The 26,013-nt window shown below is 67.4% G+C and carries 24 protein-coding genes; 13 read left to right on the top strand and 11 right to left on the bottom strand.

Annotation, left to right across the window (positions count from 1 at the left end; translation table 11 throughout):
- The first annotated feature begins 68 nt into the window (after positions 1–68).
- The gene (locus M673_RS07730; RefSeq protein WP_061975047.1) at positions 69–1,451 is read left to right on the top strand and encodes an aminotransferase class III-fold pyridoxal phosphate-dependent enzyme; all 1,383 of its coding nucleotides are present in this window, start codon (positions 69–71) and stop codon (positions 1,449–1,451) included.
- Between the two features lie 14 nt (positions 1,452–1,465).
- Positions 1,466–2,545 (top strand): tartrate dehydrogenase, encoded by a 1,080-nt coding sequence (locus M673_RS07725; RefSeq protein ID WP_061975044.1) that lies wholly within the window; start codon positions 1,466–1,468, stop codon positions 2,543–2,545.
- Positions 2,546–2,622: 77 nt separating this feature from the next.
- Here the strand turns inward: M673_RS07725 and M673_RS07720 are convergent, their stop codons facing one another.
- Together M673_RS07720 and M673_RS07715 are read right to left on the bottom strand one after the other, a co-directional pair.
- Positions 2,623–3,408 (bottom strand): inositol monophosphatase family protein, encoded by a 786-nt coding sequence (locus M673_RS07720; protein ID WP_244493056.1) that lies wholly within the window; start codon positions 3,406–3,408, stop codon positions 2,623–2,625.
- Positions 3,405–4,289, bottom strand: coding sequence for a glycerophosphodiester phosphodiesterase family protein (locus M673_RS07715; RefSeq protein WP_061975041.1), 885 nt, complete (start codon positions 4,287–4,289; stop codon positions 3,405–3,407). The genes M673_RS07720 and M673_RS07715 overlap by 4 nt, the downstream gene beginning before the upstream one ends.
- A gap of 264 nt (positions 4,290–4,553) precedes the next feature.
- On the opposite strand from M673_RS07715, the gene M673_RS07710 reads away from it, so the two are divergent.
- The 4 genes from M673_RS07710 to M673_RS07695 all read left to right on the top strand — a co-directional run bounded on the left by M673_RS07710 (position 4,554) and on the right by M673_RS07695 (position 8,873).
- The gene (locus M673_RS07710; RefSeq protein WP_061975040.1) at positions 4,554–5,891 is read left to right on the top strand and encodes an extracellular solute-binding protein; all 1,338 of its coding nucleotides are present in this window, start codon (positions 4,554–4,556) and stop codon (positions 5,889–5,891) included.
- Positions 5,892–5,964: 73 nt separating this feature from the next.
- Positions 5,965–6,858 carry a carbohydrate ABC transporter permease gene (locus tag M673_RS07705; protein WP_061975038.1) on the top strand — a complete coding sequence of 298 codons (894 nt, stop codon included), beginning with the start codon at positions 5,965–5,967 and terminating at the stop codon, positions 6,856–6,858.
- 10 nt (positions 6,859–6,868) lie between these two features.
- Positions 6,869–7,756: an ABC transporter permease subunit gene (locus M673_RS07700; RefSeq protein ID WP_061975036.1), complete on the top strand. Its 888-nt coding sequence runs from the start codon at positions 6,869–6,871 to the stop codon at positions 7,754–7,756.
- A gap of 10 nt (positions 7,757–7,766) precedes the next feature.
- Positions 7,767–8,873 carry a sn-glycerol-3-phosphate import ATP-binding protein UgpC gene (locus M673_RS07695; RefSeq protein WP_061975034.1) on the top strand — a complete coding sequence of 369 codons (1,107 nt, stop codon included), beginning with the start codon at positions 7,767–7,769 and terminating at the stop codon, positions 8,871–8,873.
- A 99-nt stretch (positions 8,874–8,972) separates the two neighbouring features.
- On the opposite strand, the gene M673_RS07690 is transcribed toward M673_RS07695, so the two are convergent.
- Positions 8,973–9,866, bottom strand: a complete 894-nt coding sequence (locus M673_RS07690; RefSeq protein WP_148639994.1) for a LysR family transcriptional regulator — start codon at positions 9,864–9,866, stop codon at positions 8,973–8,975.
- A 110-nt stretch (positions 9,867–9,976) separates the two neighbouring features.
- On the opposite strand from M673_RS07690, the gene M673_RS07685 reads away from it, so the two are divergent.
- Together M673_RS07685 and M673_RS07680 are read left to right on the top strand one after the other, a co-directional pair.
- Positions 9,977–10,918, top strand: a complete 942-nt coding sequence (locus tag M673_RS07685; protein WP_061975033.1) for a ring-cleaving dioxygenase — start codon at positions 9,977–9,979, stop codon at positions 10,916–10,918.
- A gap of 68 nt (positions 10,919–10,986) precedes the next feature.
- Complete coding sequence (locus M673_RS07680) at positions 10,987–11,616, top strand: alpha/beta hydrolase (RefSeq protein WP_061975030.1); 630 nt, start codon at positions 10,987–10,989, stop codon at positions 11,614–11,616.
- Positions 11,617–11,634: 18 nt separating this feature from the next.
- Here M673_RS07680 and M673_RS07675 read toward each other — a convergent pair whose 3' ends face one another.
- From M673_RS07675 to M673_RS07655, 5 genes are all read right to left on the bottom strand, one after another.
- Positions 11,635–12,882 carry a Gfo/Idh/MocA family protein gene (locus M673_RS07675; RefSeq protein ID WP_061975028.1) on the bottom strand — a complete coding sequence of 416 codons (1,248 nt, stop codon included), beginning with the start codon at positions 12,880–12,882 and terminating at the stop codon, positions 11,635–11,637.
- Between the two features lie 74 nt (positions 12,883–12,956).
- Positions 12,957–13,790, bottom strand: a complete 834-nt coding sequence (locus M673_RS07670) for a sugar phosphate isomerase/epimerase family protein (RefSeq protein ID WP_061975025.1) — start codon at positions 13,788–13,790, stop codon at positions 12,957–12,959.
- Positions 13,787–14,956: a dihydrodipicolinate synthase family protein gene (locus M673_RS07665; RefSeq protein ID WP_061975023.1), complete on the bottom strand. Its 1,170-nt coding sequence runs from the start codon at positions 14,954–14,956 to the stop codon at positions 13,787–13,789. The genes M673_RS07670 and M673_RS07665 overlap by 4 nt, the downstream gene beginning before the upstream one ends.
- A gap of 11 nt (positions 14,957–14,967) precedes the next feature.
- Positions 14,968–16,128, bottom strand: coding sequence for a Gfo/Idh/MocA family protein (locus M673_RS07660; protein ID WP_061975021.1), 1,161 nt, complete (start codon positions 16,126–16,128; stop codon positions 14,968–14,970).
- 151 nt (positions 16,129–16,279) lie between these two features.
- Positions 16,280–16,969: a TetR/AcrR family transcriptional regulator gene (locus M673_RS07655; RefSeq protein WP_061975020.1), complete on the bottom strand. Its 690-nt coding sequence runs from the start codon at positions 16,967–16,969 to the stop codon at positions 16,280–16,282.
- A 120-nt stretch (positions 16,970–17,089) separates the two neighbouring features.
- Between M673_RS07655 and M673_RS07650 the strand changes: the two genes are divergently transcribed.
- The 5 genes from M673_RS07650 to M673_RS07630 are packed head-to-tail and all read left to right on the top strand — an operon-like array spanning position 17,090 to position 22,421.
- Positions 17,090–18,376, top strand: a complete 1,287-nt coding sequence (locus M673_RS07650) for an ABC transporter substrate-binding protein (protein ID WP_061975018.1) — start codon at positions 17,090–17,092, stop codon at positions 18,374–18,376.
- Between the two features lie 3 nt (positions 18,377–18,379).
- A complete protein-coding gene (locus M673_RS07645) occupies positions 18,380–19,336 on the top strand; it encodes a carbohydrate ABC transporter permease (RefSeq protein WP_061975016.1) in 957 nt (318 codons plus the stop codon).
- A complete protein-coding gene (locus M673_RS07640) occupies positions 19,326–20,198 on the top strand; it encodes a carbohydrate ABC transporter permease (protein WP_061975014.1) in 873 nt (290 codons plus the stop codon). The genes M673_RS07645 and M673_RS07640 overlap by 11 nt, the downstream gene beginning before the upstream one ends.
- A gap of 14 nt (positions 20,199–20,212) precedes the next feature.
- The gene (locus M673_RS07635) at positions 20,213–21,322 is read left to right on the top strand and encodes a Gfo/Idh/MocA family protein (protein WP_061977722.1); all 1,110 of its coding nucleotides are present in this window, start codon (positions 20,213–20,215) and stop codon (positions 21,320–21,322) included.
- A 22-nt stretch (positions 21,323–21,344) separates the two neighbouring features.
- Positions 21,345–22,421 (top strand): ABC transporter ATP-binding protein, encoded by a 1,077-nt coding sequence (locus M673_RS07630; RefSeq protein WP_061975012.1) that lies wholly within the window; start codon positions 21,345–21,347, stop codon positions 22,419–22,421.
- A 28-nt stretch (positions 22,422–22,449) separates the two neighbouring features.
- On the opposite strand, the gene M673_RS07625 is transcribed toward M673_RS07630, so the two are convergent.
- The 3 genes from M673_RS07625 to M673_RS07620 all read right to left on the bottom strand — a co-directional run bounded on the left by M673_RS07625 (position 22,450) and on the right by M673_RS07620 (position 25,770).
- Positions 22,450–25,128 (bottom strand): bifunctional acetate--CoA ligase family protein/GNAT family N-acetyltransferase, encoded by a 2,679-nt coding sequence (locus M673_RS07625; protein WP_061975010.1) that lies wholly within the window; start codon positions 25,126–25,128, stop codon positions 22,450–22,452.
- 98 nt (positions 25,129–25,226) lie between these two features.
- Entirely contained in the window at positions 25,227–25,379 is a 153-nt protein-coding gene (locus M673_RS24555; protein ID WP_156421091.1) for a hypothetical protein, read from the bottom strand.
- Positions 25,380–25,431: 52 nt separating this feature from the next.
- Positions 25,432–25,770, bottom strand: a complete 339-nt coding sequence (locus M673_RS07620) for a cupin domain-containing protein (protein ID WP_061975009.1) — start codon at positions 25,768–25,770, stop codon at positions 25,432–25,434.
- Positions 25,771–26,013 lie beyond the last annotated feature (243 nt).

Here is a 26,013-nt window from a genome sequence, read left to right as displayed (position 1 = left end):
CCCCGGCACCATCTTCCGCGCGAACGGGATCAATCTCGGGCTCCAGCCTTTCCACCGGAGCCCGTCCCATGCGCGCCAACTCCCTGATCGAACTCGATCGCGAGCACCTGATCCACCCCGTCGTGTCCTGGAGCGGGCACGAGAAGCGCGGTGCCACCGTGCTTCAGTCGGCCAAGGGCGTGATGCTGACCGACAGCGAGGGGCGCGAGTTGATCGACGGCTTCTCCGGCCTCTGGTGCGTCAATGTCGGCTACGGGCACGAGTCGATCGTGGAAGCGGCGGCCGAGCAGATGCGCCGCCTGCCCTATGCCACCGGCTATTTCCACTTCTCCTCCGAGCCCGCCATCCGGCTGGCCGCCGGCATCGCAGAGCTGGCGCCGGGTGATCTCAACCATGTCTACTTCACGCTCGGCGGCTCGGACGCTGTGGATTCGGCCGTGCGCTTCATCCGCTATTTCTACAATGTGACGGGCCGCCCGACCAAGAAGCACATGATCGCCCTCCAGCGCGGCTATCATGGCTCTTCCACGGTCGGCGCGGGCCTCACCGCGCTCCCCGTCTTCCATGACGGGTTCGACGCGCCGATGCCGATCCAGCACCACATCGCCTCGCCCTATCCCTATCGCAACCCGAACGGATCGGACGATGCCAGCGTCATCGCCTCCTCCGTCGCGGCGCTGCGCGCCAAGGTCGAGGAACTGGGGGCGGAGAATGTCGCGGCCTTCTTCGTCGAGCCGGTGCAGGGTTCGGGCGGCGTGATCGTGCCGCCCGACGGCTGGCTGAAGGCGATGCGCGAGGCCTGCCGCGAACTCGACATTCTCTTTGTCGCCGACGAGGTCATCACCGGCTTCGGGCGCACCGGCCCGCTCTTCGGCTGCGAGCATGACGGCGTGGTGCCCGATCTGATGACGGTCGCCAAGGGCCTCACATCCGGCTATTCGCCGATGGGCGCGGTGCTCCTGTCCGACACGATCTACCGGGCGATCGCCGACAACGCGCCGGCCGGCAAGCCGATCGGCCACGGCTTCACCTATTCCGCCCATCCGGTTTCGGCCGCCGTCGGCCTCGAAGTGCTGCGCCTCTACACCGAGGGCGGCATCCTGGCGAACGGCCAGCGCTCGGGCGCCCATTTCACGCAGCGCCTGCAGGCGCTGGAAAGCCATCCGCTGGTCGGCGACGTCAGAGTGCGCGGCCTGCTCGCGGGCGTCGAGCTGGTGACCGACAAGCAGAAGCGCCTGAAGCCCACGGCCGACCTCAAGGTCGCCGAGTATCTCAGCCGCCTCGGCTACGAGAAGGGGCTGATCTTCCGCGCCTTCGCAGACGACATCGTCGGCTTCGCCCCGCCGCTGGTCTGCACGATCGAGGAGATCGACCTGCTCGTCGACCGGTTCGAGGCGGTGCTGGACGGGCTGCTCGAGATCCCCGACATTCGCGGCGCCCTGGCGGCTTGAGGGAGAGGGTCGATATGAGCGAGACCAGACATTACACGATCGCCGTGATCCCGGGGGACGGGATCGGCCTCGAAGTCATGCCCGAGGGCGTCAAGCTCTTGGAGGCGGCGGCGCGTCGCTTCGGCTTCACGCTGGACCTCCGGCACCACGAATTTGCCTCCTGCGATTATTATCTCCAGCACGGCAAGATGCTGCCGGACGACTGGAAGGCGATCCTTTCGCCGATGGACGCGATCTTCTTCGGCGCCGTCGGCTGGCCGCAGAAAGTGCCCGACCACATCTCGCTCTGGGGCTCGCTCCTGCAGTTCCGCCGCGAGTTCGACCAGTATGTGAATCTTCGCCCGGTGCGCCTCATGCCGGGCGTGCCCTGCCCGCTGAAGGGCCGCGAGCCCGGCGACATCGACTTCATGGTGGTGCGCGAGAACACGGAAGGCGAATATTCCGCCGTCGGCGGCACCATGTTCCCTGGCACCGAGCGCGAGGTGGTGATCCAGGAAACGGTGATGAGCCGCCACGGAACGGACCGCATCCTGCGCTTCGCCTTCGATCTGGCAAAGGCCCGGCCGAAGAAGCACCTGACCTCGGCCACCAAGTCCAACGGCATCGCCATCACCATGCCCTGGTGGGATTCGCGGGTCGAGGCCGTGGGCGCGGACTATCCCGACGTGCGGCGGGACAAGTACCATATCGACATTCTCACCGCGCATTTCGTCCTGAACCCGGACCGGTTCGACGTGGTGGTGGGCTCCAACCTCTTCGGTGACATCCTCTCCGATCTCGGTCCGGCCTGCACGGGCACGATCGGCATCGCGCCCTCGGCCAACATCAACCCGGAAGGGCGCTTCCCCTCCTTGTTCGAGCCGGTCCACGGCTCGGCGCCCGACATCGCGGGCCAGGCCATCGCCAATCCGATCGGCCAGATCTGGACGGCGGCGATGATGCTGGAGCATCTCGGCGAGACGGAAGCCGCAGCGGCCCTCGTCGCGGCGATCGAAACCGCGCTTCAGACGCCGGAGGGACGCACGCGCGATCTCAAGGGCGAGGCCTCGACCGGCCAGGCTGGCGATGCCGTGCTGCGCGTCTTCGAGGGCTGATCTCGGCGCGATCCCCTGACATAATAAAGCCCGCGCCGAGCGATCGACGGGGGCCTTTTTGCCTGTTCGGCGGGAGACTATTGGGCGGCGACGCCCGCCCTCTCGCCTTCTTCGAGCGCATCGCGCAGGAGCGCGGCCGTCCCTGCATGGATGGCATAGGCGCCGTCCGCGTGCTGGCCGATCTCGACCTCCAGCCCCAGTTCGCGGCAGATCGCGGCGCCGCCGGCGATGTCCCACATCGTCGTCACCGGCTGGATGTGCCCGTCGAAACGACCGAGCGCGGCAAACAGCATGGAGACCGACGTGCAGTGAAAGGATTCCACGATCCAGTTCCGCTCGCGCAGGCGGCGCTGCAGCGCGATCGCGGCCTCCAAATCCTCGCCGGGACTGTCTCCAAGCGACACCAGACCCAGCCCTTCGACCGTGACCCGGCGCTCGAACGGAACGCCGTTGCGCAGGACGCCGGCCCCCTTGGCCCCGGCCATGAGCTCGCCGAGGCACGGCGCGGCGATGGCGCCGACGGTGGGCTCGCCCTCCTCCACGAAGCCGAGCGACACGCCCCAGAGCGGCGAGCCGGCGAGGAAGTTCGACGTGCCGTCGATGGGATCGACGATCCAGTAGCGCGCGGCGGTCTCTCCGCCCGCTTCCTCGCCGACCACGGCCTCGCCTGGGAAGCGCTCGGCCAGCAGGGCGCGCACGCGCGTCTCGATCGTGCGATCGGCGTCGGACACGAAATCGCGCGGACCGGCCTTGGTCTCGACCGCCAGCCCCGCGCGCTGCGAGAAGAAGCCGAGCGCGTCGTTCGCTGCGGCCTTCACGATCTCGCTCGCCGCGTCGCGGCGCGCCATGCGCGCGAGCGTCACGGACGGGCGCTCTTAAGACCGCGCCCGGCGAGATAGGCGACGAGAGCCTGCGACTCGTCGGTCTGCATCGCGCCGACGCCGAGATCGAGCAACCGCCCCCAGATGGCGTCGGGGTCGGCCATGGCCGCCGTGTCGTTGAAGTCGGTCATGTGAGCCACGTCCAGCGTGTTGAGCCAAATCCGCGCGCCGATCGTGCGCGCCACTTCCATGCCCGTTTCCAGATCGGCGACGCAATGGGGCTTGCACTCGATCATGAACGGCGACAGCGGCGCCAGCGCGGCGAGATCGCCGGCAAAGCCCTGCGGCGCCGAGACGACGACTGGCATGAAGGGCAGCGGGCCGAAGGCGGGATGATCGGTCGGCAGCTGCGCCAGCTCGCCGGATTTCAGCTCGGCCTTTACGACCACGCCGGCGCCGAAGCCGCCGCTGAGGATTTCGGCCGAGACCGCCGGCAGCTCGCTCACCGACTTGGTGTCGATATTGACGAGCACGCGCCCGCGCGCCTCTTCCAGCGCCTCGAAGAGCGAAGGCACCCGCTTCTCCGTCAGTGCCGCGCCCTTGCCGCCGCCCCGCTCACGAAGCCGCATCCGGCGGATGGCCTCGCCCGTCTCAGCGCGGACGGGGCCGGTTCCTTCCGTGGTGCGGTCCAGCGTGTCGTCGTGGATCACCACCATCGCGCCGTCGGCGGCTTGGCGCACGTCGATCTCCACCATGCCGACGCCGAGCGCGATGGCGTCGCGAATGGCTTGGATAGAGTTTTCGGGCGCCCGCGCCCAGGAGCCGCGATGGGCGATCACCAGGATATCGGCCGGGTCGAAATCCAGAACGGGAGAGCGCAGCGACAGCGGCTCGGCGGCGGGAGCGGCGAAACGGGAGGTCATGGGGGCTCGGACGATTTGTGAAGGGGAAAGGCTGATCTCACGGCGAGAAGCGGTGGACGCCGAGCCGGGCGCTAGCACGGACCTCATGTCACCTCGGTGACAGTCTCGTCATGGATTTTTGACGGATGTGAAACAAAACCGCGAATGTCTGTTTCACGGACCGTCATCCAAACTTCATTGTACTCGCCGTCCGCCATTACCTAGTAGAGCGCCGCGACGAACAACAAGAGTTCGGCAACAATTTTTCGGATCGATGGGGCTAAGATGCTGACGAAAATCTTCGGCGCGGCGAGCGCGCTTGCGCTTTTGGCAGGTCTGTCGGGCACGGCGCAGGCCGCCCCGGTCAAGTTCGAGTTCTGGCACGGCCTTTCTGGCGATCTCGGCGAGCGGGTGCAGGAAGCCTGCACCAAGTTCAATGCCTCGCAGACGGACTACGAAATCAACTGCGTCAGCCAGGGCGCCTACGACACCAACCTGCAGAACACGATCGCCGCCTATCGCGCCAAGAAGCACCCGGCGATCACCCAGGTCTACGACGCCGGCACGCTCGACCTCATGATGTCGAACGCCTTCGTCCCCGCCAAGAAGCTGATGGCCGACAGCGGCTACAAGATCGACTGGGACAACTACTTCCCCGGCATTGCCAACTACTTCGCCACGGCGAAGGGCGAGCTGCAGTCCTTCCCCTTCAATTCCTCGACCGCCGTCTTCTACTACAATGCCGACGCCTTCAAGAAGGCCGGCATCACGGACGCGCCGAAGACCTGGGAACAGGTCGCGACTGACGCCCGCAAGCTGAAGGACGCGGGCTTCGAATGCCCGATGGCCATCAATTTCGACCCTTGGTTCTCGCTGGACCAGTTCTCCGCCATCCACAACCAGCCGATCGCCACCCAGGCCAACGGCTATAAGGGCCTCGACGCGGAAGTCGTCTTCAATAAGACGAAGGTCGTGGACGAGATCAAGTTCTGGAAGAAGCAGGCGGACGAGAAGCTCTTCGTCGTGAAGACCAAGGCGCTCGGCATGGACCCGATCCCGGCCTTCTCGTCGCAGACCTGCCAAATGGCCATGAGCTCGATCGCCGATCACGGCACGGTCGGCAAGACCATTCCCGCCGGCGTCGAGTGGCATGTCGCCATGCTGCCGGTCTTCGAGGGCACCGAGCGCCAGAAGTCGCTCGTCGGCGGCGCATCGCTCTGGGTCATGAAGGATCGCCCCGAGGCCGAATACAAGGGCGCGGCCGCCTTCCTGAACTTCATCGCCCAGCCCGACATGGTGGAATGGTGGTCCACCGTCACCGGCTACATCCCGGTGACCAAGACCGGTTTCCAGGCGATGAAGGCCAACGGCTTCTACGACAAGCCGCAGTTCAAGGGCCGCGAACTCGCCATCGAGAGCCTGAGCTTCACCGAGCCCTCCGACAACACGCGCGGCATCCGCCTCGGCAACTACACGCAGATCCGCAAGGAGTTCTCGACCGCGCTGGAGGCGATCTTCATGCAGAACGCCGACGTCCAGACGAGCCTCGACGAAGCCGCCGCGCGCTCCAACACGCTGCTGCGCCGCTTCGAGAAGACCTATGCCGGCCAGACGCTGAACTGAGCCGACCTGCCTTCAACCCGCGCCGCCGGTCTCCGTCAGGGGCCGGCGGCGCGCCTCATAGCGGATATCTCCCATGAAGCGCGTCGTCTTCAAGAGCCGCTGGGTTCCGGCCGTCGCCGCCCTGCCACAGCTCCTGCTCATCTTCCTTTTCTTCTACTGGCCGGCCGTTTCGGTCATGAATTGGGCCTTCACGCTGGAGCCGGCCTTCGGCGGCGCGGGCGAGCGCATCTTCGTCGGCTGGGAGAACTTCACCTCCGTCTTCGCCGACACCCAATATTGGAACTCGGTGCGCGTCAGCCTGATCTTCGCCTGTTCCAGCACTTTCATCACGCTCGCCCTCGCCCTGGTCCTGGCTCTCGCCGTTGACCGGCAGCTCAAGGGCTCGAAGTTCTTCCGCTTCTTCTACATCTGGCCCTATGCCCTGGCCGGACCGGCGGTCGGCACCGCCTTTCTCTTCATCCTCTCGCCCGAACGTGGGCTGATGGCGATCGTCAACGCGGCGCATCCCGACTTTTGGAACCCGGCGAAATACGGCAGCCACGCGATGATCCTGATCATCACCTGCTTCGTCTGGAAATGGGTCGGCTACTGCTTCATCTTCCTTTTGGCGGGCCTTCAGTCGATCCCGCGCTCGCTGACCGAGGCCGCCGCCATGGATGGGTCCGGCCCGCTGCGCCGCGCCATCGACATCCAGATCCCGATGCTGACGCCGACGCTGTTCCTCCTCTTGATTCTGATCGCGACGGAAAGCTTCGTCGGCAAGGACACCTACGGCATCGTCGACCGCACCACCTATGGCGGCCCCAACAACGCCACCAACGTCATGGTCTTCAACATCGTGGCGAAAGCCTTCGAAGGGCTCGACTATTCCGGCGCTGCCGCGCAGAGCCTCATGGTCATCGCCATCATCATGGTCTTCACCTTCGTCCAGTTCCGCTTCGTCGAGCGGCGCGTGCATTATCGCTGAGGGGCTGGCCGTGATCGAGAAAACCCCCTTCGCCAACATCGTCACCTACGCGATCCTGTTCGTCGCGCTGACGCTGGTGCTGGTTCCCTTCTGGATCGTGATCTGCGCCTCCACGCAGTCGGTCGCCCAGGTCAACGCCGTGCCCTTCAGCTTCGTGCCGGGCGGCGAGATGCTGAAGAACTACGCCGCCGCCTGGCAGCGCGCCGACCTTGGCCTGGCCCTCTTCAACAGCTTCGTCATGGCGGGGCTGGTGACGTCAGGCAAGATCGCCGTGTCGGCGCTCAGCGCCTTCGCCATCGTCTATTTCCGCTCGCGCTGGGGCATGGTCTTCTTCTGGCTCGTCTTCATGACGCTGATGCTGCCGCTCGAAGTGCGCGTCGTGCCGACCTACAATATCGCCGCCGACGCATTTCAGCCCTTCCGCCTCCTGATCCAGACGCTGACCGGCATCGAGGTCGGCATCGACTGGAACCTCCTCAACACCTATTCCGGCCTCACCCTGCCGCTGGTCGCCACCGCCACGGGCACGTTCCTGTTCCGCCAGTTCTTCATGACCGTGCCGGACGAGTTGGCGGAGGCGGCGCGCATGGACGGGTCCGGCCCCTGGCGCTTCTTCGTCGACATCCTTCTGCCGCTGTCGCGCACCAACATGCTGGCGCTCGCCACCATCCTCTTCGCCGACACGTGGAACCAGTATCTCTGGCCGCGTCTGATGGTGACCGACCCCTCCTACTCCACGGCCATGACGGCGCTGCGCGCGCTCCGCCCCTCCGAGAACGGGCTGCCGGACTGGAACGTCACCAATGCGGGCGCGCTGATCATCGTGCTTCCGCCGCTCATCGTCGTCGCCGTGCTGCAACGCTGGTTCGTGCGCGGCCTCATCGCAACCGAGAAATAAGGAGGGGGCCATGGCGCAGATCGACATTCGGAACCTTCGGAAATCCTATGGCGGCGCCAAGGCGACGCTGCACGGCATCGACCTCGCCTTCGCCTCCGGCGAGTTCGTGGTGATCCTCGGGCCTTCGGGCTGCGGCAAGTCCACGCTGCTTCGCATGATCGCCGGGCTGGAAGACATCACGGGCGGCGAGATCGCCATCGACGGGCGCGTCGTCAACAAGCTGGAGCCGCGCGAGCGCGGCTGCGCCATGGTGTTCCAGAACTACGCGCTCTACCCCCATATGTCGGTGGCCGAGAATATCGGCTACGCGCTGAAGGTCGCGGGTGTGCCCAAGGCGGAGCGCGAGCGGCGGGTGCGCGAGACGGCGGCGGTGGTCGGCCTTGCCGAGTTTCTCGACCGCAAGCCGGCGCAGCTTTCAGGCGGGCAGCGCCAGCGCGTCGCCATGGGCCGCGCCATCGTGCGCGAGCCCAGCGTCTTCCTGTTCGACGAGCCGCTGTCCAATCTCGACGCCAAGCTGCGCGTCACCATGCGCGCGGAAATCCGCAAGCTGCATCGCCGCCTTTCGGCCACCTCGATCTTCGTGACGCACGACCAGGTCGAGGCCATGACGCTGGCCGACCGGCTGGTGGTCATGAACGCCGGCCATGTCGAGCAGGTCGGCTCGCCGGCCGAGATCTACGAGCGGCCCGCGACGCGCTTCGTGGCGAGCTTCATCGGCTCGCCGCCCATGACGCTCCTGTCCGGCGAGCTCGAGGCCGACGACGCCATCCGCCTCAAGGACGGCCACCGCATCGCGCTTCCCGTCGGCTCGCGCGTCGGCCTCGGCGCGCGCCGCGTCGAGATCGGCATCCGCCCCGAACACGCCATCCTGACGCGGGTCGGCGCGCCCGGCAGCGCCGAGGCGGTGGTGGACTTCATCGAAGAACTCGGCGCCTCGCGCGTCGTCTATGCCGAACTCGGCGGCACGCTCTTCGCCGTCACGGTGACAGACGCCATGCCCATCGGCAGCGGCGACCGGATCGGCCTGCAACTGCCGGCCGATCGGCTCCATGCCTTCGACGCCGAAACCGGCCTGCGGCTGGACCTTCATCGCGAACGCGTGCCGGAGCCGGTCTGAGCCGGGCGGCGACGGCGGGTGTCAGGGCCTGTCCGGACGCGCGGGAGCGCTTTCGCCGTTCGCGCGTCACGGAGCGCAAGGCCGGGCGCGGCCGCGCTTTCAGGCGGGCTCGCGCTTCCTCTCGCCCTCGATCAGGGGCCTCTCGTGCGCCACGCCCTCGGCCAGATGGTCGAGAAGCGCGCGCACGCGCGGCACTTGGCGCAGGTCCGCGTGGGTGAGCAGCCAGAGATCGGTGGCGAAACGCTCGTCCGGCTCCGCCAGCCGCTTGAGGCCCAGGCGGCGATCGCCGACGAAGCAGGGGAGATAGCCGACGCCGAGCCCCGCCTCCACGGCCTCGGCCATGCCGAGAACGGAATTGACGCGGTAGCCGACGCCCTCCGCCCCCGCTTCGCTCATGACATGGCGCACCACGCGCATGCCGCCCATGGCATCGCCCAGCGTCACCCAGCGGCGCGGCCCCTCCCCCTCCTCCCCCGCGCCGTAGAGCGCCCAGGCGATGCGCGCCGCCTTGCGCCCCACGAGGTTGGGCGGCGGGTTGTCGGTCGCGCGGATCGCGACGTCGGCGTCCCGCTTCGACAGGTTCAGCGCGGAATTGCCGAGCGCGATGTCGAGCCGCACGGCCGGGCAGGCCGCGAGAAAGCTCGCGAAGATCGGCGTCAGGAGATGAATCAGCAGCGAGTCGTTGGTGGTCACCCGCACCTCGCCGGAGGGCAGCGGCTCGCGCCCGGCCAGCCGCACCGCGACGGCATCGACCTCCTCGCCCATCCGCACCGCCAGCGCGGCGATCTCCTCGCCCGCCACGGTCGGGGCCAACTGCGCCTTGTTGCGCTCGAACAGGGCGCAGCCGAGCGCCGTCTCGATCGAGCGCAGCCGGCGGAACACGGTGGAATGGGCCGTGCCCAGCTTCTCGGCGGCGGCGGGAAGCGTGCGCGTTTCCGCCACGGCTCGGATCAGCCGAAAGTCATCCCAACTCAATGTCTCGAACCCGGCCAAGACCCTGCTCCGCAATCTCATCATTGCATTAACGCAATGGATAGAGGGGTTATAGCCGAAAATCACTGCGACTATGTTTCAGCCAAGACATCAAGCCTTGGAGATCCATCATGAGCCAGCACGGTATCCATCACGTCACGGCCATCGCCGGCCCGGCCAGCCGCAATGTCGGCTTCTATACGCGCACGCTCGGCCTGCGGCTGGTGAAGCGCACGGTGAATTTCGACGATCCCGGCACGTGGCACCTCTACTACGGGGACGAGGCCGGCGCGCCGGGCACGATCCTCACCTTCTTTCCGTGGGAGCACGCCGCGCCCGGGCGGCTTGGCGTCGGCGAAACGCAGGAGACCGTCTTCCGCGTGCCGGAAGGCGCGATCGGCTATTGGACGCATCGCTTCCTGGAAAAGGGCGTGGCCTTCGATCCGATCGACAAGCGCTTCGGCGAGACGGTGCTCGCGTTCCGTGATCCCGACGGGATGCGTCTGGCGCTGGTTGCCGTTCCCGGGGCGGAGGCCGAGCCGGGCTGGAGCGCGGGTGAGGTGCCGGCCGAGCATGCCATTCGTGGCTTCCACTCCGTCAGCCTCCTCCTCGAGGAAGCGGCGCCCACCGGCGCCGTGCTGACCGACGTGCTCGGCTTTGCGCAAGGCGCGACGGAGGGCTCGGTGACGCGCTTCCAGGTGCCGGGCACGGCCATGGGCGGCATCGTGGACATTCGCGCCGTCGGCGGTTTCCTGAAGCCCCGCCCGGGCGCGGGCACGGTGCATCACGTCGCGTTTCGCGCGGCGGACGACGCCGAGGAAGCGGCGATGGCGCAGAAGCTGCGGGAGAACCATCGCATCGCGACGACCGAGCAGAAGGACCGCAACTACTTCCGCTCGATCTACTTCCGCGAGCCCGGCCACGTCCTGTTCGAGATCGCGACGGACCAGCCCGGCTTCGCCGTGGACGAAGCGCCCGCCGCGCTCGGCCAGGCGCTGAAGCTGCCGGACTTTCTGGAAGGGCATCGCTCGCGCATCGAAGGGCACCTGCCTTCGCTGGGCGAGCCGGCCTGAGACCCATCCTTGCCCGGGGCGCCCAAAGGCGCCCCGGCACCCCCTCCTCTCCCGTTCGGAGCCCTGCCATGGACCTTCCCAGCAACGATCTTTCCATGATCCACCGCTTCTCTCCCGCAAGCGCGGAGGGGCTGGCGCCGCTGCTTCTCCTGCATGGCACCGGCGGGGACGAGACCGATCTCCTGCCGCTCGGCGGGCTCCTGTCGCCGGGCGCGGCGCTGCTGTCGCCGCGCGGGCGCATCCTGGAAAACGGCATGCCGCGCTTCTTCCGCCGCCTGGCCGAGGGCGTGTTCGACGAGGCGGACCTCCGGCTGCGGGCGCGCGAACTGGGGGCCTTCATCGAAGAAGCGCGCGAGCATCACGGTTTGGACCGGCCGATCGCGGTGGGCTTCTCCAACGGCGCCAATATCGCGAGCGCGCTGATGATGCTGGCGCCCGAGACCCTGGCCGGCGCCGTCCTGATCCGCGCCATGGTGCCTTTCGCCGAGCCGCCGGAATTCGACCTCCAGGGCAAGCCCGTGCTGCTCCTGTCGGGCGGCATGGACCCGATCGTGCCGGCCGAGAACGCCGCGCGCCTCGCCCGCCAGTTCCAGGCCGGCGGCGCCACGCTGACGCACGAGACCCTGCCGACCGGCCACGGGCTCGGCCAGATGGATCTCGCCATCGCGCGGGAATGGCTGGCCGCGTCCTTCGCCTGAGAAAAGCCGGCTGCCGCCCTATCGCGTCAGTTCCGGCGACAACGGCTGGATGGCGACCGCGCCGCCAGCGCGCGAGCTTTCCAACGCGGCCAGGCCGCAGAGCACCGACATGGCGCCGGCGCGCGATCCCGCGCGCTGGCGCAGCCGGTCGTTGGAGCCGGGTTTGAAGATCATGTCGCGCATCCGGTTGTCGCCGCCGTAATGGCCGCCCGGCTCGTGCGGCACCCAGATCCGCTCCGTGCCGCCGCCGAAGCTCTTCATCACCACGATCTCGTCCGCCGGCGGCACGCTCCAGGGCTGGCGCTCGTATTGGCGCAGTTCGATCCGGCCGCGATGGCCGTTGAAGGCGATGTGGTGCCCCTCGATCGGCATGTAGGTGTTGAGCGAATAGGAGACCTGAACCCCGCTGCGATAGCGAATTGCCGCCGTCATCGTGTCGGGAATGTCGATTTCCTCGCGAAACACGCAGGCATCCCGGACATAGCCATCGACGCCGGACGGCTCTTCGTAGAGCGCGTCGAGAAACGGATCGGCCGACAGGTCGAAATAATAGTCGCACTCGCTCTTGTGCGGGCAGGTGCGGCAGCGCTCGCCCCGGAAGGGGCCGTTGCGCCCGTAGTGCAGAAGCTGGCCGAAGCCCTTCACCTCCACCGGATCGGAATCGAGATACCAGTTCAGAAGGTCGAAATGGTGGGTCGCCTTGTGGACGAAGAGCGAGCCGGAATGTTTCGTGAAGGCGTGCCAGCGGCGGAAGTAGTCGGCGCCATGCTGGTTGTCGAGATACCAGTGGAAGTCGACCGAGGTCACCTCCCCGATTGCGCCTTCCTCGATCAGTTCCTTGATCCGCGCCGAGGTTGGGGAGAAGCGGTAGTTGAAGGACACGTCCACCCGCCGGCCGGTGCGCGCCTCCGCCTCGCGGATGCGGGCGACCTTTTCGGGCGTCGTGGTCATCGGCTTTTCGCTGATGACGTCGGCGCCGCTTTCCAGCGCCCGGACGATCAGGTCGTCATGCGTATCGTCCGGTGTGCAGACCACGACAAGCGCGGGCTTCAGCTCCGCCAGCATAGCGTCGAAATCGGCATAGAGCGGCGCGTCGGAGCCGATCATCGCCCGCGCCCGCTCGGCCCGCATCAGGTTGAGATCGCAGATGCCGACGAGATCGACGAACTCGCTCCAGCCCGCCAGAAGCTCACGGCCCCACATGGTGGTGCCGCGATTGCCGGTGCCGACCAGCGCATAGCGGATGCGTTTGATACCCTGTGCCATCACCCCTCCCGTCCGCTTTCGGCGGATCGACGTTTCCGAAGGGCCGGCGGCGTCCCGCCCGGCCTCTTCGCCTGTCAGCAAACCGCGCGGAAGCGCTCCACGCAGGTCGCCAGAACCTCGTCCAACGGCCGCGCGCCCCAATGGTGCGAGAAGATCTCCACCTCCTGCGGCCCGTGGAACCCCGCCGCCTCGATCAGCGCGCGGAAGCGCTTGAGGTCGATCACTCCGTCGCCCATCATGCCGCGATCGTTGAGCGGGTCCTTTGTCGGCACCAGCCAGTCGCAGATGTGGTAGGCGAGAATTTGCCCGTTCCGGCCGGCACGCGCGATCTGCGTCTCCAAGTCCGGGTCCCACCAGACATGGTAGACGTCGATCGCGACGCCCACGCCTTTGCCCAGCGTATCGGCGAGGTCGAGCGCCTGTTTCAGCGTGTTGATGCAGGCGCGGTCGGCGGCGTAGCTGGGATGCAGCGGCTCGATCGCCAGCGGCACGCCGGCTGCCCGCGCATAGGGCAGAAGCTCGGCCATGCCCTCCGCCACCATGGCGCGCGCGCCCGGCAGATCGCGCGAGCCCGCCGGCAGGCCGCCGACCACCAGGACGAGACAGGCCGCGCCAAGCGCTGCCGCCTCGTCCACCGCGCGCTTGTTGGCGTCGATCGCCGCGCGCCGCCCCGCTTCGTCGGCGGCGGGAAAGAACCCGCCCCGGCAATGGCCGGACACGCGCAGGCCGTTGTCGCGGACGATCCGCGCCGCCTCGCCGAGCCCCGCCGCCTCCACATGCTCGCGCCAGGGCGAGATGGCGGTGATGCCGTGGCGAAGGCAGGCGTCGACGATGGCGCCGAACGAGCCGCCCTGGCGCACGGTGGCGAAATTGATGGAAAGCCCTTCGACGTTCTCGTTGACGCTCATTGGGCCACGCCCCGCACCGCCAGGAAATGCCCCATGCGCCGTGCCGCCTCGTCCGGGTCGGCCAGCCCATTGGCCTTGTCGGCCAGGCGAAACAGTTCAGTGAAATGCAGGGTCGAGCGCGCGCTCTCCTGCCCGCCCACCATGGTGAAATGATCCTGCAGCCCGTTAAGCCAGGCGAGGAACACGACGCCCGTCTTGTAGAAGCGCGTCGGTGCCCGGAAGATGTGGCGCGACAGGGCGACGGTCGGCTCCAGAATGTCGTGGAACTCGTTGGTGCTGCCGCGCTCCAGGCTCGCCAGGGCGGCGGAAGCTGCCGGGGCGATGGCGTCGAAAATGCCGAGCAGCGCGTCGGAATGGCCGTGCTCGTCGCCGGCGATCAGTTCGGCATAGTTGAAGTCGTCGCCCGTATACATGCGCACGCCCGCCGGCAGCCGACGGCGCATAGCGATTTCCTTCTCCTTCGACAGGAGCGAGATCTTGATGCCGTCGATCTTCGCCGCGTTCGCCTCGATCATCTGGAGGCAGGTGTCCATCGCGGCGGCGTGGTCGGCCGCGCCCCAATAGCCGTCCAGCGCCGGATCGAACATTTCGCCCAGCCAATGGATGATGACGGGCCGGTGCGCGCCCGACAGCACGCGGCCATAGACGTCGAGATAATCGTCCGGCCCCTTGGCGCCGGCGGCGAGCGCCCGGCTCGCCATGAGGATGACGCGCCCGCCCTCGCCTTCCACGAAGCCGACCTGCTCCTCGTAGGCCGAGACGATGTCGTCGAGCGACAGGCCGGGCCGGGGCGAGAGGTGATCGGTGCCCGCGCCGCAGGCGATGAGAGCGTCGTCGCGCGTGCGCGCCTCCCGCAAGGAGCGGCGGATCAGCTCTTGCGCCTGCGGCCAGCCGAGGCCCATGCCGCGTTGCGCGGTGTCCATCGCCTCCGCCACGCCGAGGCCGAGATCCCAGAGCCGGTGGCGGAAGCGCAGGGTGGCATCCCAATCGATCGCCGGCTCCAGCCAAGGATCGGACTCACCCAACGCATCGGCCACGACATGCGCCGCCGCATAGGCGACGCGGTTGAAATCCTGCGACCGGCGGCGCTCGAGCGCGATGGGCGTGCCGGTCAGGCGATAGGTCTCGCCCCCTCGCGCCCCGGTCGGAAGGCGGATCTGCGTCATGTCTCGAGCCCTCACGCCGCCAGGGAGCGCGCACCCAGCGAGGGCACGTCGAGCCAGCGGCGCTCGCGCCAGGATTGCAGCCCGAGCTCGGCCAGCTGCACGCCCTTCACACCCTCCATCAGCCCGTAGGGCCAGGGGCCGTCTTCCGCGATATGGCGGATGAACTGCTCCCACTGCGCCTTGAAGCCGTTGTCGTAGCTGATGTTGTCGGGCACCTCGTCCCAGGTGCGATAGAAGTCGATCCCCTGCGGTTGGTCAGGGTTCCAGACGGGTTTGGGCGTGTTGACGCGGTGCTGCGTCCAGCATTTCGTCAGTCCCGCGACGGCCGAGCCGTGGGTGCCGTCCACCTGGAAGGTGACGAGATCGTCGCGCCGCACGCGCACCGCCCAGGACGAGTTGATCTGCGCGATGACACCGCCTTCCAGCTCGAACGTGGCATAGGCCGCGTCGTCGGCATCGGCCGCGTAGGGCTGGCCGCGCTCGTCCACGCGGCGCGGAATGTGGGTGGCGCCGAGGCAGGAGACCGCCCGCACCTCGCCGAACAGATTGTCGAGCACGTAGCGCCAGTGGCAGAGCATATCGAGAATGATGCCGCCGCCGTCCTTCGAGCGGTAGTTCCAGGAGGGGCGCTGGGCCGGCTGCCAGTCGCCCTCGAAGACCCAGTAACCGAACTCCCCGCGCACCGAGAGGATCTGGCCGAAGAAGCCGGAATCGCGCAGCATGGCGAGCTTGCGAAGACCGGGCAGGAAGAGCTTGTCCTGCACCACGCCGTGCTTGACGCCCGAGCGCCGGGCGAGGTCCGCCACCTCCATCGCCTCGGCCATCGTGTCGGCGATCGGCTTCTCGCAATAGACGTTCTTGCCCGCCTTGATCGCCTTGGTCAGCAGCTGTCCGCGCATCTGTGTCGTGCCGGCGTCGAAGAACAGCGTGTCCTCCGGGTTGGCGAGCGCGGCGTCGAGATCGGTGGTCCAGCGCTCGATGCCGTGGCGGCGCGCGATCTCCTCGATCTTGGCGCCGTTGCGCCCGACCAGGATCGGGTCGAGCATCACCGTCTCGCCGTTCGAAAGCGTCACGCCCCCTTGGGCCCGGATCGCCACCACCGAGCGAACCAGATGCTGGTTGTAGCCCATGCGCCCGGTGACGCCGTGCATGATCACGCCGATACGTTTCATCCGATGTCCTCCCCACGCGGCCCTCCCGGCCGCCGGCCTGTCGCACTCACGAATGGAGCACTTGTAACCGTTTGGTTATTTGTGAGGATGGTTCGGCCGTCTTGTCAACCGCCTTCGAAAGCAGCCCCTCGTTTTTGCAGCGCAACCAAGGTTAGATGCGAACGGAGGCCAGGACCGTCGCCACGATATGCTCGCCCCAGTCCTCCAGTTCGCCGCGCGCCTGCAGGTCGCGCCGGAAGATGGTGGAGAGCGTGTAGCGGTTGGAGAGGTAGAAGAAGCCGAGCGAGGCGATGGTGAGATAGACCTTCACCGGATCGAGCGCCGCCTTGAAGACGCCCTTTTCCGCGCCGCGCCGCAGCACATCGGCAAGCTCGCTCAGAAAGTTGGAGTGCATTTCGGCAATGCCCGGCGCCTGCCGGAGATAGCGGGCGTGGTTGAGATTCTCGGTGGCGAGAATGCTCAGGAATTCCGGGTGGTCGAGATAATAGTGCCAGGTGAAAAGCGCGAGTTCGGCCAGCCCCTCCTCCGGCTCGCGGCGCGCGAGATCGAGCCTTCGCTCGGCCTGCCGGATGTGATGGTAGGTCTCTTCCAGGACGGCGAGGTAGAGCGCGTCCTTATCGCCGAAGTAATGGTAGATCATACGCTTGTTGGTGCCGGCCCGGCGGGCCACGACATCCACCCGTGCCCCGGCCAGCCCCTTTTCCGCGATCTCGCGCCGCGCCGCCTCCAGGATCGCGGCCCGCGTGCGCTCGGGGTTGCGGGTCGGGCGCTCCGCCCCGGCCTTTGAAGGCGGCGCGCCCTCACCCTCAACTTCGGCGTGTTCCAGGGATGGATCGTCCATTCCCCCTCCTGCTTGACAAGGTCCGGGATCAATGGTCACTCTTGTAACCAAACGGTTATAAATCGGCAACCAGCCGATCGTCGCCCCGCTTGGGAGAGCGGGTTTCTGGGGAGGAATGCGATGACGTTTTCGGTGACGCGGCGGAGCCTTTTGCAAGGCGGCGCGGCCGCCCTGGCCCTCGGCACGCTGGGCGGCGGGCGGGCCTTCGCACAGGCCCAGCGCCTCCGCTTCCTCTGGTGGGGCAGCCAGGAGCGGGCCGATCGGACACAGGCGGCGATCTCGGCCTACAAGGGCGTGGCGCCGCAGACCGACATCGTGGGCGAGTTCGCAGGCTGGTCCGACTACTGGCCGCGTCTCGCCACCCAGGTCGCGGGCCGCAACGCGCCCGATCTCATCCAGATGGATTACCGTTACATCTTCGAATATGCGCGGCGCGGCGCGCTCATGCCGATGGACGACCAGATCGGCAAGGCGCTGAAGATCGAGGATTTCGGCCAGGCCAACATCGATTCCGGCCGGGTGGACGGCAAGCTCTACGGCATCAATCTCGGCGTCAATTCCTCCTCCATGGTCTACGATGCGGCGGTCTGGGAAAAGGCCAAGACCGAGCCGCCCAAAGCGGGCATGACCTGGGAGGAGCTCGGCGAACGCGCGGCCGCCTTCGCCAAGAACCGCGCTCGCCCCGGCATCTTCGCGCTGGCGGACGCCGGCGGCGTGGAGCCGAGCTTCGAGCTCTGGCTGCGCCAGAACGGCAAGTCGCTCTACACCGCCGAGGGGGCGCTGGGCTACGAGCCGGCCGACGCCGAGAAATGGTTCGCGCTCTGGGCCGACCTGCGTGAGCGCAAGGCCTGCGTGCCGGCCGACATCCAGGCGCTGGACCAGCTCAATATCGAGACCAACGCCATCACCACCGGCAAGGCGGCCACCGCCTTCATGCATTCCAACCAGTTCGTGGGCTATCAGAAGCTGAACAAGGGCAAGCTGGCGCTGGCGCCCTATCCCCGCGTTTCGGCCGGGGCGCCGTCGGGCCACTACCTCAAGCCCTCCATGCTCATCAGCCTTTCGGCCAACGCGCCGGCCGAGCCCGCGCTCGCCTTCGCCAATTTTCTGGTGGCAAGCCCCGAGGGCATCAAGGCGCTGGGCACCGAGCGCGGCGTGCCGGCGTCCGAATCCATGCGCGCGCTGCTGACCCCGCAGCTTGCCGACGTGGAAAAGGCGATGGTCGACTATATCGCCCTCATCACCCCCGATGTCGGCCCGCTGCCGCCCTCCCCGCCGCCGGGCGCGGGCGAGGTCGCCTTCGTGCAGAAGCGCATCAACGAGGAGGTCGGCTTCGGTCGCAAGACGGCCAAGCAGGCCGGCGAGGATCTCGTCAAGGAAGCGAGCGCCATTCTCAAGCGAGGCTGAGCCATGAGCATCCACACCGAGGTCGCAGGGCTGCCGAGCGCGAAGGCGCCGGCGGCCAGCGCGCCCGGCGCGGCGCGGCGCTCCTGGGCGCGCAACGGGCCGGCTTATCTCTTTCTCCTGCCCTGGCTGATCGGCTTCTTCGGCCTGACGCTCGGGCCGGCCCTCGCCTCGCTCTATCTCTCCTTCACCGACTACGATCTGATCCGCTCGCCCAACTGGGTCGGCGCGGCCAACTACGTGCGCATCGCGACGGCCGATCCGAAATTCGCATCGGCCATGTCGGTGACCTTTCTCTATGTCGCCCTCTCGGTTCCGCTGAAGCTCGCCTTCGCGCTTCTCGTGGCGCTGGCCTTCAACCGGGGTCTGAGGGCGCTGCCGGTCTATCGCGCGATCTTCTACCTGCCCTCGCTTCTGGGTTCCTCGGTCGCCATCGCGGTTCTCTGGCGCCAGCTTTTCGCCTCCGACGGGCTCGTCAACATGGCGCTCTGGCAGTTCTTCGGCATCGAAGGGCCGAGCTGGATCTCCAATCCCGACTATTCGCTCTATACGCTGGTGGTGCTGGCCGTCTGGCAGTTCGGCTCGCCGATGATCATCTTCCTCGCGGGCCTTCGGCAGATCCCGGCCGACATGTACGAGGCCGCCGAGATCGACGGCGCCTCGAAGGCGCGGCAGTTCTTCCGCATTACGCTGGCGCTGCTGACCCCGGTGATCTTCTTCAACGCGGTGATCCAGACGATTGACGCCTTCAAGGCCTTCACGCCGGCCTTCATCATCTCGGAAGGCACGGGCGGCCCGATCAATTCGACCCTCTTCTACACGCTCTATCTCTATCAGGAGGCCTTCGGATTCCTGCGCATGGGCTATGCCTCGGCGCTTGCCTGGATCCTCGTCGTGATCGTCGCCGCCTTCACCGCCTTCTCGTTCCTGTCGGCTCGCTATTGGGTGCATTATGACGACTGAGGCCCTGCCCCCGCCCCGGCGCCACGACCATCGCTCTCCGGTTCGCTCCGTCCTCACCCACGCGGCGCTGATCGCCGCCTCGCTCCTGATGCTCTATCCCATCCTCTGGATGATCTCGGGTTCGGTGCGGCCGGAGGAGGAACTCTTCGGCACGTCGTCGCTGATCCCCTCGGCGGTGGACTTTTCCGCCTATGTCCGGGGCTGGACGGGGCTGCAGGTGAGCTTCGGCCAGTTCTTCTGGAACTCGCTGACCATCTCGGTGCTGGCGACGATCGGCAATGTGCTGGGCTGCTCGCTCGCCGCCTTCGCCTTCGCGCGGCTACGCTTTGCCGGACGCAACTTCTGGTTCGCGCTGATGCTGGGCACGCTCATGCTGCCCTATCACGTCGTGCTCATTCCCCAGTACATCATGTTCCTGGAAATGGGCTGGGTGAACACGCCGCTGCCGCTCATCGTGCCGAAATACCTCGCAACCGACGCGTTCTTCATCTTCCTGATGGTGCAGTTCTTTCGCGGCATCCCGCGCGAGCTGGACGAGGCGGCGATCATGGACGGCTGCTCTCCCTGGCGCATCTACATCCGCATCATGCTGCCGCTCTCGCTGCCGGTTCTGGCGACGGCGGCGATCTTCTCCTTCATCTGGACGTGGGACGATTTCTTCGGCCCGCTGATCTACCTCAACGACATCGACACCTACACGGTGCAGCTCGGCCTGCGCTCCTTCGTGGATTCCACCGGCTCGTCGGACTGGAGTTCGCTCTTCGCCATGTCGAACCTCTCCCTCCTGCCGGTCTTCCTGTTCTTCCTCTTCTTCCAGCGCCTCTTAATCGAGGGCATCGCCACGACCGGCATGAAGCGCTGATGGACCCTGACCCGATGAACGTCACGCTCCCCGCCCAAGCCATCGCCACGCCCACCCGGCGCCTTCGCGTCGCCGTGGTCGGTTGCGGCATCGGCCGCTCGCATATCGTCGAAGGCTACCAGCCGGCGCCCGAATGCTTTGATCTCGCCGCGCTCTGCGATCTCGACCCGGCCCGCCTCGCCTCGGTGGGCGAGGAGTTCGGCGTTCGCGATCGCGTGACTGATTTCGACGCGCTGCTAGGGCGGGACGACATCGACGTGATCGACATCTGCACGCCGCCCGGTCTGCACAAGTCGATGATTCTGAAGGCTCTGGCGGCCGGCAAGCATGTGGTGTGCGAGAAGCCGCTGGTCGGCTCCCTCAAGGAGGTGGACGAGATCATCGAGGCCGAGGCGCGGGCGCGGGGGCGGCTCATGCCGATCTTCCAGTATCGCTTCGGCGACGGCGCCATGCAGGCTCGGCGCATCATCGACGCGGGCCTTGCCGGCAAGCCCTATGTCGGCGTCGCCGAGACTTTCTGGAAGCGCACCGCCGACTATTACGACAATCCCTGGCGCGGGCGCTGGAAGACCGAGCTCGGCGGCGTCCTGATGACCCACGCCATCCATATCCACGATCTCGCAACCTTCCTCTTCGGCCCGATCGACCGCGTCTTCGCGCGTACGGCGACGCGCGTGAACGCAATCGAGGTGGAGGACTGCGTCTCGGCCTCCTGGCGCATGCAGAGCGGCGCGTTCCTCTCCTCCACCGCGACGCTCGGCAGTCAGGACGAGATCAGCCGGCTGCGCCTCCATTTCGAGAACGTGACCATCGAGAGCACGCACGAGCCCTATTCGCCCGGCGACGGGCCTTGGACGATCCTGCCGGCGAACGACGAGGTGGCTGCGGCGATCGAGGAGGCGTTGAGCGATTTCGAGCCGGTGGGGCGCCGGTTCCGGGGGCAGATGGCCGCCTTCCACAAGGCGCTGATGGCGAGCGAGCCGCCGCCGGTGACGAGCCGCGACGCCCGGCGCTCGCTGGAACTCGTGACCGCCGTCTATGCCTCGGCGGATTCAGGCACCGACGTCGAACTGCCGATCGGGCCGGACCATCCGAAATACGCGAGCTGGCAGCCGCAGGACTGAACGACAATCGGGAGAGTGCTCAATGGCGACCAGCATCCAGCTCGGCGGCGTCGAGAAGACTTATGGCGGCCTTCGGGTCATCCACGGCATCGACCTTGCGATCGACCCCGGGGACTTCACCGTCTTCGTCGGCCCCTCCGGCTGCGGCAAGTCCACGCTTCTGCGCATGATCGCGGGGCTGGAGGAGATTTCGGGCGGCGATCTCCTGATCGACGGCGCCCGCATGAACGACGTGCCGGCCTCCAAGCGCGGCATCGCCATGGTGTTCCAGTCCTACGCGCTCTACCCGCATATGAGCGTCTACAAGAACCTCGCCTTCGGGCTGGAAACGGCGGGCATGAAGAAGCCGGAGATCGAGCGCCGCGTGAAGGAGGCGGCCGATGTCCTGCAGATCGGCCCGCTCCTCCAGCGCAAGCCGAAGGCCCTGTCGGGCGGCCAGCGCCAGCGCGTCGCCATCGGCCGCGCCATCGTGCGCGAGCCCAAGATCTTTCTGTTCGACGAGCCGCTGTCCAATCTCGACGCGGAGCTGCGCGTGCAGATGCGCGTGGAGCTGACGCGGCTGCACCAGCAACTCGGCAACACGATGATCTACGTCACGCACGACCAGGTCGAGGCCATGACCATGGCCGACAAGATCGTGGTGCTGAAGGAAGGCCGCGTCATGCAGGCGGGCCGGCCGCTCGATCTCTACAACCACCCGGCCAACCGCTTCGTCGCCGGCTTCATCGGCTCGCCGAAGATGAATTTCCTTAAGGCGCGCATGGCCGAGGGCGACCCGTCGCGGCGCACGATCGACATCGGCGGATTGCGGGTCGAGTTCGAACGGCCGCTGGAGGCGCGCGCCGGCGAGGAACTGACCTTCGGTGTGCGGCCCGAGCATCTGCGGGCCGGAGACGCGCGCGCCGGGCTCGGCGAAGCCTCGGTGCAGCTGGTCGAACATCTCGGCGGCTCCACGGTGGTCTACACCAACACGAAAGCCGGCGAGGCGACCACGGTGCTGCTCGACGGCCAGCAGCCGATCCGCCCCGGCGAGACCATCCCGCTCGGCTTCGATCCCGCTCAGGCGCATCTCTTCGGGGCCGACGGTCGACGGGTCTGATTCCCGCTGTTCCCGCCGGGTGACCGGCCTATCGCCCTCGGCGATAGGCTGACATGTCCACCTCGACCCGGCGCAGCGCGACGTCTTCCGGATGGCGGCTTTGGACGAAGCCGAGGTCCTCGGCCATGGCGAGCATGGCGCGGTTCTCGGCCAGGACCTCGCCATAGACACGGGCGAGGCCCCGTCGACTGGCATGGTCGAGGATCGTCTCCATCAGGAGCCAGCCAAGCCCCCGGCCCTTCTGGTCGGAGCGCACCATGATGCCGAACTCGGCCTTTTCCTCGTCCGGGTCCGACACGATTCGGGCGACACCCAGGATGTCGCCATGCGGCTCGCCCGCCCTTGTGGCCACGAAGGCCATCTCGCGGCGATAGTCGATCTGAGTCAGTCGCGCGGCGAAGGCATGACCGATCCGTTTCATCGGCGCGAAGAAGCGCAGGCGCACGTCCTCGGAGTCGGATCGCGCGATCATCTCCACGATGCCAGGCTCGTCCTCCGGGCGGATCGGGCGCAGGAAGAAGCTCGACCCGGAGCGGGAATGGGCGACCTGCTCCAACTCGTTGGGATAGGGCCGGATGGCAAAGCGCGAACGCGGCTCGCCGGACGACGCGCGCAGAACGACGCGCGCGTCGAGCGCGATGACGCCGGCCTCGTCCGCCAGAAGCGGATTGATGTCGAGTTCGGCGATCTCGTCGAAATCGGCGATCATCTGCGAGAGCTTGACGAGCGTCGCGGCGACCGCGTCCGTGTCGGCGGGCGGGCGGTCTCGATAGCCCTTCAGGAGGCGCGAAACGCGCGTGCGGCCGATCATGTCGTGGGCGAGCGGCAGGTTCAGCGGCGGCAGACCGATGGCGCGGTCGGCGATCACCTCCACCGCCGTGCCGCCTCGGCCGAACAGGAGCACGGGGCCGAACACGGCGTCGGTGTCTACGCCGAGGATCAGCTCGTGCGCGCGCGGGCGCTGGATCATGGCCTGCACCGTGAAGCCCTCGATACGAGCGTCGGCGCGGCGCTCGGCCACGAGTTTCAGCATATGCGCGGCCGCCTCGCGCACCATTTCGGGGCTGTCGAGTTCCAGCCGCACGCCGCCGACATCCGACTTGTGAGTGATGTCCGGCGACAGGATCTTCAAAGCCACGGGGTAGCCGATCGCCTCCGACACGCGCGCGGCCTCCTCCGGGCTGCGGGCGATCCGGGTCTGCGCCACGGGAATGCCGTAGGCGGCCAGCAGCGCCTTGGCCTCAGGCTCCGTCAAGACGGCGCGCCCCTCGTCCCCGGCGCGCGCGAGAATGGCTCGGGCCGCTTCCCCATCCGCCACGCCGGGCTGAATGGCTGGCGGCGTCTGCATCAGAAGCTCCTGGTTGCGGCGGTAATCCACGAGCTGCATGAAGGCGCGCACGGATTCGTCGGGCGTCTGGTAGGTCGGCATGCCCCGCGCGGCGAAGAGGCGACGCGATTCGCGCGCCGCGCGCTCCCCCAACCAGCAGGTCAGCACCGCAGCGCCGCGCCGCTGCGCGGCGCTGGCCACCGTGGCGCGCGCGGCATCCAGCCCGTCCGCCACGGCCTGCGGGCAGTGCATCACCAGCACCGCGTCCTGCGCGGGGTCTTCGAGAAGCGCGTCGAGCGCGCGGCCGTAGAGCGCTCCAGGCGCATCGCCCAGAATGTCCACCGGATTGGCATGCGACCAGTCGCGCGGCAGCATCGCCTCCAGCCGTTCCATCGTCTCGGCCGACAGCGCCGCAAGCTGTCCGCCGGCTTCGCTGAGCGTGTCGGCCGCCAGCACGCCGGCCCCGCCGCCATTGGTGAGAATGGCGAGCCGGTTGCCCTTGGGTCGAATGCCGGAAGCGAGCGTGCCCACCGCCTCGAAGAGCTCGCGCAGCGAGCCGACGCGCAACATGCCGGCGCGGCGGAAGGCCGCGTCATAGACCGCGTCGCGCCCCGCCAGCGCCCCGGTATGCGAGGCGGCTGCCTTGGCGCCCGCGCCCGAGCGACCCGCCTTGATGACCACCACCGGCTTGGTGCGCGCCGCGATGCGCGCGGCGGTCATGAACTTCTGCGCATTCGTGATGCTTTCGACGTAAAGGAGGATGGCGCGGGTCTTGGTGTCCAGCGCGAGATAGTCGAGGAGATCGCCGATATCGACATCGCTCATGTCGCCGATCGAGACGACATGCGAGAAGCCGATCTCGCGCACGTCGGCCCAGTCGAGCACGGCCGTGGCGATGGCGCCGGACTGGCTGACGAAGGCGAGATCCCCTGCGCGCGGCGTGAGATGAGCAAAGCTCGCGTTGACGCCGATGCCGGGCGAGATGATGCCGATGCAGTTCGGCCCGACGATGCGCAGGAGATGCGGCCGCGCGGCCTCGAGGAGGGCCTGACGCAGGCCCTTGTCGGCAAAGCCGGTCGAGATCACCACCGCCGCGCGGCAGCCGCGCTCTCCAAGCTCCGAGATCAGCCCCGGCACGCTGTGGGCGGGCGTCGCGATCACGGCGAGATCGGGCACCTCGGGAAGCTCGGCGACGGAGCGGAAGTTCACCGAGGAGCGGATCGCCCGCTCGTGCGGGTTCACCGGCATGACCGGCCCGGCGAAGCCCGAACCGAAGAGATTGCGCGCCAGAACCGCGCCGACCGAACCTTCCCGGTTGCTCGCGCCGATCAGCGCAATGGCCTTGGGTTCGAACACGGCGTCGAGATTGCGGATGGTCATGCTCGTCCTCGTTCACGGCGCCGGCTTTCAGTCCCGCCCTCGTTTCAGCACGGGGCGAGGCGGCGGGCCTTGATCGCGATCAACGCCCACACGCTCATTCAACGCGTGATGATGCCGAAGAAAAGCCCCCCGAAGAGGATGAAGGCGGACAGCACCACCATGAGGCGCGTCATGCCCAACGCTTCGCTGCCCCCGAAAAAGAGGCGCCAGATCCGCAGGAGCGGGTCGGATTGGCCGTTTTGACTGTCCATTCTGTCGAATTTCCCATGAGGTGAAAGCGGTTTCGGGCGGCGTCAGGCCGGCTTAGGCGCCGTGCCCGGCTTTCAGCGCCGGCGGGCTCGTGGCCTCGATCGCGGTGAAGCGCTCCAGGATACGATAGGTGTGCTCGGCGCCTTTTGGCACCAACCAGGAATCGCCGGGCTCCAGCGGGATCGTCTCACCGTTCACCAGCAGTTCGGCGCGGCCGGACAGGACATAGCCGACCGTCTCGTAGTCGTTGGTCCGGAGCGGCTTATCCTCGTTCGGCTCCTCGTCCTTCCACATGCGCATGGACAGGCTCTCGCCCGCCGCCAGACGGATTTCGCCGTCGTCTCCCTGCGGCGCACTGTCGCCGGCTCGCGTCTTCAGTTGCGTCTTGCTCATCGCATCCGTCCCAATTGCTGTTTGCGATCAACGGCGCCCGCCGCGCGCCGTTCCGGCCGGTCTTGCGACTCACCGGTTGCAAACGAGCGAAAGGGCTAGCCGACACGCTTTCGTGAACTAGACTTTAGAACGGTTCGAGCGGGGTGGCTTGAAGGGGATGCGGCATGGCGGGACGGGAAGCGGGACTGCGCCGGGCGCGAGATCGAGCGGCCGTGCCGAGGAAAGTGCCGTGCTGGCGCGTCC

It is taken from the genome of Aureimonas sp. AU20 (genome assembly GCF_001442755.1).
Lineage (GTDB): Bacteria > Pseudomonadota > Alphaproteobacteria > Rhizobiales > Rhizobiaceae > Aureimonas.
Note: the sequence above shows the minus strand (reverse complement) of the source record. Positions and strands in the feature narration are given on the sequence as shown.

Bases quoted from the DNA above. Each gene is read 5' to 3' on its own strand.
- M673_RS07730 (WP_061975047.1), top strand. From the start codon at position 69: ATGCGCGCCAACTCCCTGATCGAACTCGATCGCGAGCACCTGATCCAC.
- M673_RS07725 (WP_061975044.1), top strand. From the start codon at position 1,466: ATGAGCGAGACCAGACATTACACGATCGCCGTGATCCCGGGGGACGGG.
- M673_RS07715 (WP_061975041.1), bottom strand. From the start codon at position 4,289: ATGACCTCCCGTTTCGCCGCTCCCGCCGCCGAGCCGCTGTCGCTGCGC.
- M673_RS07710 (WP_061975040.1), top strand. From the start codon at position 4,554: ATGCTGACGAAAATCTTCGGCGCGGCGAGCGCGCTTGCGCTTTTGGCA.
- M673_RS07705 (WP_061975038.1), top strand. From the start codon at position 5,965: ATGAAGCGCGTCGTCTTCAAGAGCCGCTGGGTTCCGGCCGTCGCCGCC.
- M673_RS07695 (WP_061975034.1), top strand. From the start codon at position 7,767: ATGGCGCAGATCGACATTCGGAACCTTCGGAAATCCTATGGCGGCGCC.
- M673_RS07685 (WP_061975033.1), top strand. From the start codon at position 9,977: ATGAGCCAGCACGGTATCCATCACGTCACGGCCATCGCCGGCCCGGCC.
- M673_RS07680 (WP_061975030.1), top strand. From the start codon at position 10,987: ATGGACCTTCCCAGCAACGATCTTTCCATGATCCACCGCTTCTCTCCC.
- M673_RS07675 (WP_061975028.1), bottom strand. From the start codon at position 12,882: ATGGCACAGGGTATCAAACGCATCCGCTATGCGCTGGTCGGCACCGGC.
- M673_RS07670 (WP_061975025.1), bottom strand. From the start codon at position 13,790: ATGAGCGTCAACGAGAACGTCGAAGGGCTTTCCATCAATTTCGCCACC.
- M673_RS07665 (WP_061975023.1), bottom strand. From the start codon at position 14,956: ATGACGCAGATCCGCCTTCCGACCGGGGCGCGAGGGGGCGAGACCTAT.
- M673_RS07660 (WP_061975021.1), bottom strand. From the start codon at position 16,128: ATGAAACGTATCGGCGTGATCATGCACGGCGTCACCGGGCGCATGGGC.
- M673_RS07655 (WP_061975020.1), bottom strand. From the start codon at position 16,969: ATGGACGATCCATCCCTGGAACACGCCGAAGTTGAGGGTGAGGGCGCG.
- M673_RS07650 (WP_061975018.1), top strand. From the start codon at position 17,090: ATGACGTTTTCGGTGACGCGGCGGAGCCTTTTGCAAGGCGGCGCGGCC.
- M673_RS07645 (WP_061975016.1), top strand. From the start codon at position 18,380: ATGAGCATCCACACCGAGGTCGCAGGGCTGCCGAGCGCGAAGGCGCCG.
- M673_RS07640 (WP_061975014.1), top strand. From the start codon at position 19,326: ATGACGACTGAGGCCCTGCCCCCGCCCCGGCGCCACGACCATCGCTCT.
- M673_RS07635 (WP_061977722.1), top strand. From the start codon at position 20,213: ATGAACGTCACGCTCCCCGCCCAAGCCATCGCCACGCCCACCCGGCGC.
- M673_RS07630 (WP_061975012.1), top strand. From the start codon at position 21,345: ATGGCGACCAGCATCCAGCTCGGCGGCGTCGAGAAGACTTATGGCGGC.
- M673_RS07625 (WP_061975010.1), bottom strand. From the start codon at position 25,128: ATGACCATCCGCAATCTCGACGCCGTGTTCGAACCCAAGGCCATTGCG.
- M673_RS24555 (WP_156421091.1), bottom strand. From the start codon at position 25,379: ATGGACAGTCAAAACGGCCAATCCGACCCGCTCCTGCGGATCTGGCGC.
- M673_RS07620 (WP_061975009.1), bottom strand. From the start codon at position 25,770: ATGAGCAAGACGCAACTGAAGACGCGAGCCGGCGACAGTGCGCCGCAG.